Origin of the sequence: Phenylobacterium sp. (assembly GCF_036402295.1) — a bacterium.
Classification (GTDB): domain Bacteria; phylum Pseudomonadota; class Alphaproteobacteria; order Caulobacterales; family Caulobacteraceae; genus Phenylobacterium.
In genome coordinates, this window is sequence record NZ_DASWTE010000120.1 from 1 (window position 1) to 6675 (window position 6675).

The window sequence follows — 6675 nt, forward strand, 5'->3', positions numbered from 1 at the left end:
CTCGGGGTCGGCGATGGTGGCGCCGGCCAGGGCGGCCAGGGCCAGGCCCTCGCCCTTCAGCTCGGCCGGCGTGGTGGTGACGGCGTAGAGGCCGCCGATGCCGCCGGTGGCGAGGATCACCGCGCGGGCGGTGATCTCGAGGAGCTCGGCGCCTTGCCGGACGGTGACGCCGCGCACGCGGCCGGTCGCGTCCTGCAGCAGGCCCGCGAGCTTAGCGCCTGTGCGAAGCTCGATGTGCGGCGAGGCGAGCGCTGCGACTGTCACCGCCTGCATGATCGCGCGGCCGGCCTGGTCGCCCCTCACACGGGCGACGCGGGCGCGGGAATGCGCGGCCTCGAGGCTCTGGGCGAAGTCGCCGGCGGGCGTGCGGTCGAACGGCGCGCCGAGGGCCGCCATCCAGCGGACGGCGGCGGGGCCTTCCGCGGCGAGCAGGCGGGCGACCTCGGGCGCGACGAGGCCCGCGCCGGCGGCGATGGTGTCGGCGGCGTGCAGTTCGGGCGCGTCGTCGGCGCTGAGCGCGGCGGCGACGCCGCCCTGGGCCCAGGCCGAGGAGCAGCCGCTGTTCAGCGGCGCGTCGGAGACGAGCAGCACCCGGGTGGGCGCGGCGGCCATGGCGGCGGCGAGGCCGGCCAGGCCCGCGCCGACGACGATCACGCCGTCATGGGAGAGACGCTCAGGCATGGGTTGCCTCGTAGAAGACGTCGGTGGGGCGCGTGCGCGCTTCGAGATTGAACGGGCCGTGGACTTCCCAGTGTACGCCGGTCAGGCGGCGGCCCAGGCGTGCAGCGGCGTCGCGGGCGGCTTCGTGGGCGAGGTTGCGCTCGGAGTAGGCGCCCAGGTGCGTGACCTGGACCGCCTCGCCGTCGGGCGTGGTCCACGCCCCGACCTTGCCGAGGCCCGGGAACGGCCGGGCCACGCCCACGCCGATGCGCAGGTCGAGCACGCCGTCGTCCTCGCCTTCGCACAGGACCACGTCGCCCCAGTAGGGACCGTAGTCGCCGGCGCGCAGCGCCGCGTGGACCGAGTCCAGGGCGTTGAACACCACGTGGCCGAGGTGCTCGGGGCGAAGCCGGGCCGTGACAGCCGCGATGGGCTGGGCCGCCACGGTCGCGATGACCGGGTCGTAGGTCACGTCAGATCAGCTCCACGTCGACGTGGTGGCGGGCCTTCACGAGGTCGTAGCGGGCGGGCCGCGACGGCGGGGGCAGGTCGACCATGCGCTGGACAGCCAGCCGCGCGCGCTCGGCGATCGCCGGATCGACGGTGACCTCGTGGCGGTCGTGCAGCAGCGACTCGTAGATGTTCTCCAGCGTGATCATCTTCATGTGCGGGCACAGGTTGCAGGGCCGCACGAACTCGGTGTCCACCGCGTCGGCGGCGACGTTGTCGGCCATCGAGCACTCGGTGATCAGCACCACGCGCTTCGGCTTCCGCTGGATCACGTAGTCGTTCATCGCGGCGGTCGAGCCGGCGAAGTCCGACACTTCCAGCACCTCGGCCGGGCACTCGGGGTGCGCCAGGACCTCGGCGTCGGGATAGGCCTCCCTGATCTCCAGGATGTCGGCGGCCGTGAAGCGCTCGTGCACCTCGCAGCGGCCCTTCCAGGCGATGATCTTGATGTCGGTCTGGCGCGCCACGTTGCGGGCCAGGAACTCGTCGGGGATCATGATCACCCGGTCGACGCCCCACAAGCGTGCAGCCTCCTCCACCACCTGCACGGCGTTGGCGCTGGTGCAGCAGATGTCGGTCTCGGCCTTCACGTCGGCGGTGGTATTCACGTAGGTGACCACCGGCAGGCCCGGGTAGCGCTGCTTGATCAGGCGCACGTCGGCGCCCGTGATCGAGCTTGCGAGCGAGCAGCCGGCGCGCAGGTCCGGGATCAGGACGCGCTTCTCCGGCGACAGGATCTTCGAGGTCTCGGCCATGAAGTGTACGCCGGCCTGCACGATCACCCTGGCGTTCGAGCGGGCGGCTTCCTTGGCCAGGCCCAGGCTGTCGCCCACGTAATCGCCGACGCCGTGGAAGATCTCGGGCGTCATGTAGTTGTGGGCGAGGATGACCGCGTTCTTCTCGCGCTTCAGCCGGTTGATCTCGGCGATCAGCGGGGCGTGGAGGCGCCATTCCATGGGCGTGACGTGCCGCTTGACCTTCTCCCATGCGGGAGCGGTCTGGGCTTCGACGGCAGGGGTGAACGCGAACTGGAATCCGTCGGCGGCCATGGATCCCTCCTTATGCTCAAAGTGAGCATTTCTCAGGCCTAGAAAAGGCGCCGCGGCTTACGGGCTCGGGCGCTTTTGCTCATTTGGAGCATAACCACCATATAAGGATGACGTAGCGACGCGCAAGAGGGATTTCGAAGTTCCGCGACTCAGGTCTTGGCGGACGTGAGCTCGGCGATGGCGCTCGCCAGCTGCTCGGGGCCATAAGGCTTGCGCAGCAAAGGCCAGGGCGTGTGCTCGGCCGCGGTGAGCACCTCGCCGGTGTATCCCGACGACAGGATGATCGGCAGGCGCGGGCGCAGGCGGACGGCCTCGCGCGCCAGCTCAACGCCCGACTTGTCGCCGGGCATGATCAGGTCGGTCAGCATGAGGTCGACCGGCTCGCCGGCGTTGAGGATCGCCAGCGCCGCCTCGGCGTGCTCGCCGCGGATCACCTCGTGGCCCAGCTCGCCCAGCATCGCGTCGACCAGCTCAGCCACCTGGGCGTCGTCCTCGACCAGCAGGACCTTGAGCTTCGGCCCGCGCTGGACCTTCGCGGCCTCGGCCGGGGCCGCCTCCGACGCCGGATCGGCGGCGATGCGGGGGAGGTACATGCAGACCGTTGAGCCCTTCGCCGGCGCGCTGTCGATAGTGGCGGCCCCGCCGCTCTGGCGGGCGAAACCATAGACCTGGGAGAGGCCGAGTCCTGTGCCGCGCCCAGGCGCCTTGGTGGTGAAGAACGGCTCGAAGGCGCGGGCGATGGTGTCGGCGTCCATGCCGGCGCCGGTATCGTGTACGGCAACGCACAGGTAGTGGCCGGCCTCCAGGCCCTCGATCTGGCGGTCCTTGACGTCCACGCAGAGCGTCTCGATCCGGATCATGCCGCCGGCGGGCGTGGCGTCGCGGGCGTTGACCACCAGATTCATGACTGCCGCCTCGAACTGGCTGGGATCGAGGTGGACCACGGCGTCGCGCGCCGAGGGGGCGACGATGAGGGTGACGGCCTCGCCAACAGCGCGGCGGAGCAGGGGTTCGGCGTCCTTGAGCAGGGCGTCCACGTGCACCGGCTCCGGCTTCAACGCCTGGCGGCGCGAGAACGCCAGGAGCTGCTGGGTCAGCCGTTCACCCCGCCGGGCCGCGCCCTGCGCCGCCTCGATCATCCGTTCGCGACGGGCGGCGTCGTCGGGATGGCGCTGCATCAGGTCGAGCGCGCCGATGACGACAGTGAGCAGGTTGTTGAAGTCGTGCGCCACGCCGCCGGTGAGCTGACCGACGGCCTCTAGCTTCTGGGCGCGCTGCAGGGCGGCTTCCGCCTCGTCGCGCTCGGTCAGCGCGGCCTCGACCCGTTCGGCCAGGAGGTCGTTGATCCGCTTGAGGTCCTCCTGGGCGCGCTTGGCCTCGGAGATGTCGTAGCCGACGCCCACGAAGCCGGCGAACGATCCGTCGGGTCCCCAGCGCGGCTGCGACACCGAGCGGATCCAGCGGTACTCGCCGTCGTAGCGGCGGTAGCGCGCCTCGAGCGTGAAGAGCTGGCGCGAGCCCTCGCCGACCACCTGTTCCTGGAGGATGCGGGCCATGTCGTCGGGGTGCAGGACGCGGCGCCAGTCGAAGTCGATCGCCTCCTGGTAGGGGACGTTCAGGAAGTCGACATAGGCCTTGTTGGCGAACTCGCGCTTGCCGTCGGTGCGGGTGACCCACATCAGGATCGGCGCGCTGTCGGCCAGAGTGCGGAAGCGGGACTCTGTGACCTCCAGCGTGCGCTGGACGGCGACCTGGGCGGCGGCGGCGTCCTCCAGGCGCAGGAGCGCATTGCGGAAGGCGGCGGAGACGATGAGCGTCGCCGCGCCCGAGATCAGGAACAGGGCGAGCAGCCCCAGGTAGTCGGAGGCCGCGATGAAGCCGTTGGGCGAGATGAGGTGCAGGCCGACGGCGGCGGCCAGCGAGGCCCAGCCCCAGCGGGGGCCGGCGAAGATGGTGGTCACGATCAGCGCCGGGAAGTAGGTGACCGAGAAGCCCAGGCCCTTGTCGACGCCGAGGATGATGAGCCGCGCCGCCACCGCCACCGCCAGGGCCGCACCGCTGATGCCCAGCCCCGTGAGGAAGCTGGGGGATCGTCGCGGGACGAGCCGAAGCGGCCAGAGCGCCGGCGTCATAGTCTTGGCTTAGCACCCCCGGCCCGAACGGGCCGCAACCGAGGATGGGCTGCGTCCGAAGGCCGCGCAACACCGATGACACCGGTGGGTACGAGATGTCCGCCCTGCGGAGAACCGGGTGGACTTGCACGATTTTTGCCGGCGACGGTCCAAATACCGCCGGTTTGTCCCTATATGCACGGGCTTGGTCAGTCAGGAGGGGTAAGTCCCTGAAGGCGAGTTGGAGGGATAGGCTTCGTCCCGCGTGGGCGAAGATCGGGGCCGCTGCGGTGCTGGCCGCCGCCGTGGCCGGGCCCGCCTGCGCGCCGCCAGGCAGCGGCGTGGCGACACGCGACGTCGCGAAGGTCGCCTCCGCCGACATGTCGAACCGCGGCCTGCGGCTGCTCGCCTACAGTATGGACCCGTCGATGCGGGCCCTGGCGATCCGCCACGATCCCGGCGTGCGCACCCCCGACCTCTGGTCGCGGCCACAGGGCTGGGAACGGCTGGACCTGAACAACGTGCCGAACCTGGGCTTCACCGGCGACGCCCAGGGCGAGACGGCCGAGGAGCTGAATGCGCTGCGCGGCTTCTCGAAGCTGCCGATCCGGCCGATGAGGCCGTTCTTCCTGGCATCGACCAGCCCCGAGTACCGCAAAGCCCTCGAGTGCCTCTCCCAGGCCGTCTACTACGAGGCCGCGCGCGAGCCGCAGCTGGGCCAGGAGGGAGTCGCCCAGGTCGTGCTGAACCGCGTGCGCCACCCGGCCTATCCGAAGTCGGTGTGCGGCGTGGTCTACCAGGGCGCGGCGCGGACGACCGGCTGCCAGTTCACCTTCACCTGCGACGGCTCGCTGCGCTGGGCGCCGCAGGCGGCGTTGTGGAGCCGGGCCAAGGGCGTCGCGGCGCGCGCGCTGGCCGGCTACGTGGACAAGACCGTGGGCTCGGCCACGCACTACCACGCGCAATACGTGGCGCCGTACTGGGCGCCGACGCTGGTGAAGATGACCCAGGTGGGCCAGCACATCTTCTATCGCTGGACCGGTCCCTGGGGTGAACCCGCCGCGTTCACCGGCCGCTACGTCGGCGGCGAGGCCTATCTGTCGCCGGCCGTACTGGGCGCGCTGGACGCCCGCACCCAGGGCGGCGTGCTGTCGCCCGAGGCGCAAGGGATCCCGGCCGAGCGCAAGATCACCCTGGCCGTGGCCGGCGAGGTGCGGACCTACAGCGTGGTCGATCCGACCGCGCCCGGGGGCGAGCGCACGCGGGTGATGGGTGTGCTGATGTCCACGCGTCGCGCGCCGACGCCGGACGAGGTCAAGCGCATCAACCAGAGCCTGGAGGCGCTGGAACGCTCGATGGACGCCAAGCCTGCGGCGGCCGCGGCCGCCTCGGGCGCGCCCGCGGCAGCCACCGTGGCGGCGTCGCCCGCCGTCTGACGTTGACGGCCTGGCGAGCCGGCGCAACGCTCGCAAGCCTCGCTGCAGACGACGCGGAGACGGACGATGGCGTTCAGCCTGGGCCCGGTGGGCCAGATCGCGCTCGGCGTGGCCGATGCTGACCGGTCGGAGGCCTTTTACGGCGGGGTGCTGGGCCTGAGGAAACTGTTCCGGTTCGGCGGGCTGGTATTCTTCGACTGCGCGGGCCTTCGGCTGTTGCTGGACCAGGCGCCGGCCGATGCGCCGAAGCTGGGCGGGCCGATCTACTTCCGCGTGGCCGACATCGGGCTGGCGCGGCGCGAACTGGAGGGCCGGGGCGTGGTCTTCGCGGACCAGATCCACCTCATCGCGCCAATGGATGACCACGACCTCTGGATGACCTTCTTCCGCGATCCCGACGAACACGTGCTGGCGCTGATGATGGAAGCGCCGAAAGGGTGGACCCCCTCAGCCCCCTGAGAACGCCTCTGGATAAGCCACGCTCAGCGGGGCGTCGAAGGCGCCTTTCTCCAGCGCGATGGCCATGAAGGACGGGCTGCCCGAATACGGCGCCACGACCAGGGCTGCCGTCTCGGCGCTGAAGCCGAAGCGCGGGTAGTAGTCGCGGTGGCCCAGCACCAGGACACCGTGGGCGCCGAACTCCTTGCAGCTCTCCAGCCCGGCGCGGACCAGGGCCGAGCCCGTGCCGGCGCGCTGTAGGCTCGGCCGCACGGCCACTGGCGCCAGCGCCGCGAACATTTCCGCGCGGTCGGCGAACAGGCGGCTGAAAAGGATGTGGCCCACGACCTGGCCGTCCTCGATGGCCACCAGCTCGAACAGCACGTCGCCGTCGGCGCGCAGCCGCTCGATCAGCCGCGCCTCGTCGGGCTGGCCGAAGGCGAGGTCGTTGACCTCGGCGATGGCGACGTG

General features: G+C 71.1%; 7 protein-coding genes. 2 read left to right on the forward strand and 5 right to left on the reverse strand.

Annotation, left to right across the window (positions count from 1 at the left end):
* From VGD44_RS07510 to VGD44_RS07525, 4 genes are all read right to left on the reverse strand, one after another.
* Positions 1-681 (reverse strand): FAD-binding protein (locus VGD44_RS07510; RefSeq protein WP_331085476.1); only part of this gene is annotated, 681 nt, incomplete at its 3' end.
* Positions 674-1132 carry a hypothetical protein gene (locus VGD44_RS07515; protein WP_331085478.1) on the reverse strand — a complete coding sequence of 153 codons (459 nt, stop codon included), beginning with the start codon at positions 1130-1132 and terminating at the stop codon, positions 674-676. The genes VGD44_RS07510 and VGD44_RS07515, both read right to left, overlap by 8 nt.
* A gap of 1 nt (position 1133) precedes the next feature.
* The gene (gene nadA, locus VGD44_RS07520; RefSeq protein ID WP_331085479.1) at positions 1134-2219 is read right to left on the reverse strand and encodes a quinolinate synthase NadA; all 1086 of its coding nucleotides are present in this window, start codon (positions 2217-2219) and stop codon (positions 1134-1136) included.
* Positions 2220-2368: 149 nt separating this feature from the next.
* Positions 2369-4351, reverse strand: a complete 1983-nt coding sequence (locus VGD44_RS07525; RefSeq protein WP_331085481.1) for a hybrid sensor histidine kinase/response regulator — start codon at positions 4349-4351, stop codon at positions 2369-2371.
* Positions 4352-4620: 269 nt separating this feature from the next.
* Between VGD44_RS07525 and VGD44_RS07530 the strand changes: the two genes are divergently transcribed.
* Positions 4621-5766 (forward strand): cell wall hydrolase, encoded by a 1146-nt coding sequence (locus VGD44_RS07530; RefSeq protein ID WP_331085483.1) that lies wholly within the window; start codon positions 4621-4623, stop codon positions 5764-5766.
* Positions 5767-5832: 66 nt separating this feature from the next.
* Positions 5833-6225, forward strand: a complete 393-nt coding sequence (locus VGD44_RS07535; protein WP_331085485.1) for a VOC family protein — start codon at positions 5833-5835, stop codon at positions 6223-6225.
* Here the strand turns inward: VGD44_RS07535 and VGD44_RS07540 are convergent.
* A partial coding sequence (locus tag VGD44_RS07540; protein ID WP_331085487.1) for an N-acetyltransferase occupies positions 6214-6675 on the reverse strand: 462 nt, incomplete at its 5' end. The two genes, VGD44_RS07535 and VGD44_RS07540, sit on opposite strands and share 12 nt — an antisense overlap.